Genomic DNA, 1,622 nt, shown 5'->3' on the forward strand with positions numbered 1-1,622 from the left:
TCTTATGTAAAGTATATGACGGAGATGTTTAAGGATGCCTCGACCTTTAACCAGCCCATCGGTAACTGGAATATCTCTGCGGTTAGGCATATGGGAGGTATGTTTTTAGGTGCCACCAACTTTAACCAAGATGTTCACCGGTTTGAAGGCAAGTGGCAATTACAAGGCATCACTCTTACTTGTAATGACAGCCCGATTGGCGCGACCTTTACCCATCAGGGCGACACCTATCTAGTTGTTGGTAATGAAAGCATTAAAGACCAAACCCTGCTCGATAAACTGGAACAGGGTCAAATCCGCTTTTGTACCTCAAATGTGACTGACATGAATCGTCTCTTTAGCAATCGAGAGAACTTTAATGTCGATATTAGTGATTGGGATACCTCCAGCGTAGAAGATATGTCGTCGATGTTTGAAGGAGCCTCCGCCTTTAACCAAAACATCGGTGAATGGGATGTGTGGCTTGTCAAAAGTATGAGGAGTATGTTTGCTCGTGCCTCGTCGTTCAATCAACCCATCACAGGTTGGGCTGCACCCATGGTGACGGATATGTCATATATGTTTTACCATGCGACGAGCTTTAACCAAGATATCAGTACTTGGATAGTGGAAGACTTAGAGTCTGTAGACAGTATGTTCCAAGGAGCCTCTGCTTTTGACCAGGATTTGAGCGATTTGGCTATTGTCGATAGGGTCACAGACTATAGAAACTTTGCAGCAGGCAGCCCACTAGGCCAAAACCGACATCACTGGCCCCAGTTTCAATAAAACACCCTTAATTTAAAGCCGCCTTGTGCGGCTTTTTTAGCCTTAGTGCCTTTTGTGTAAATATAAACCATTATATTTGCAGCCTATCTCAAAGCTTTGATGATTCAATCATTTAGCGTCTTTTCAATACCCCTTCGTTATTTATAATTCACCGCAGCTATCAGTAGTAACTCTCTGATTTATGGGCAATATGCCCTTTCTCTGTTTCAGCATAAGGACTGCAATGAAGACCCTTCAATCTCTCGGGTGGAGCACTTTACTTCTCGCTACCTCCGCCGCCGCACAAGACACGGTGAAATGTATTGACAAACCCATCAACAGCACCTTCAACCACCAAGGTCACACCTATCTGGTTGTTGATAATGAGAGCATTAAAGACCAAGCCCAGCTCAATAAACTGGAACAAGGCCAAATCCGTTTTTGTACCTCTCATGTGACTTATATGAATTTCCTCTTTAAAGGTCGGGAGCACTTTAATGCCGATATTAGTGATTGGGATACCTCCACAGTCTATTCTATGAAGGGGATGTTTGAAGGTGCCAAAGCCTTTAACCAACCTATCGGTAACTGGGATACCTCCAAAGTAGGTTCGCAGTCTTTTACAGGAATGACCGCCATGTTTAAAGGTGCTACCAGCTTTAACCAACCCATCGGTGACTGGAGTACCTCCGGGGTATGGGATATGAGGGAGATGTTTTTAGGAGCCGAAGCCTTTAACCAACCTATCGGAGAATGGGATACCTCAAAGGTTGAATATATGGATGAAATGTTTAAAGGCGCCAAAGCCTTTAACCAAGGCATCGGTGATTGGAATACCACCAATGTTCTTGACATGCATGGCATCTTTAAACAGG

Annotated in this window: 2 protein-coding genes; both read left to right on the forward strand. The window is 44.1% G+C overall.

The window, feature by feature from the left end; all coding sequences use genetic code 11:
• The coding region (locus tag RH40_RS01645) for a BspA family leucine-rich repeat surface protein (RefSeq protein ID WP_009599532.1) at window positions 1-768 on the forward strand (768 nt) is incomplete at its 5' end.
• A gap of 223 nt (window positions 769-991) precedes the next feature.
• A partial coding sequence (locus RH40_RS01650) for a BspA family leucine-rich repeat surface protein (RefSeq protein ID WP_009599533.1) occupies window positions 992-1,622 on the forward strand: 631 nt, incomplete at its 3' end.

This window comes from Vibrio caribbeanicus ATCC BAA-2122 (genome assembly GCF_000165125.1).
Lineage (GTDB): Bacteria > Pseudomonadota > Gammaproteobacteria > Enterobacterales > Vibrionaceae > Vibrio > Vibrio caribbeanicus.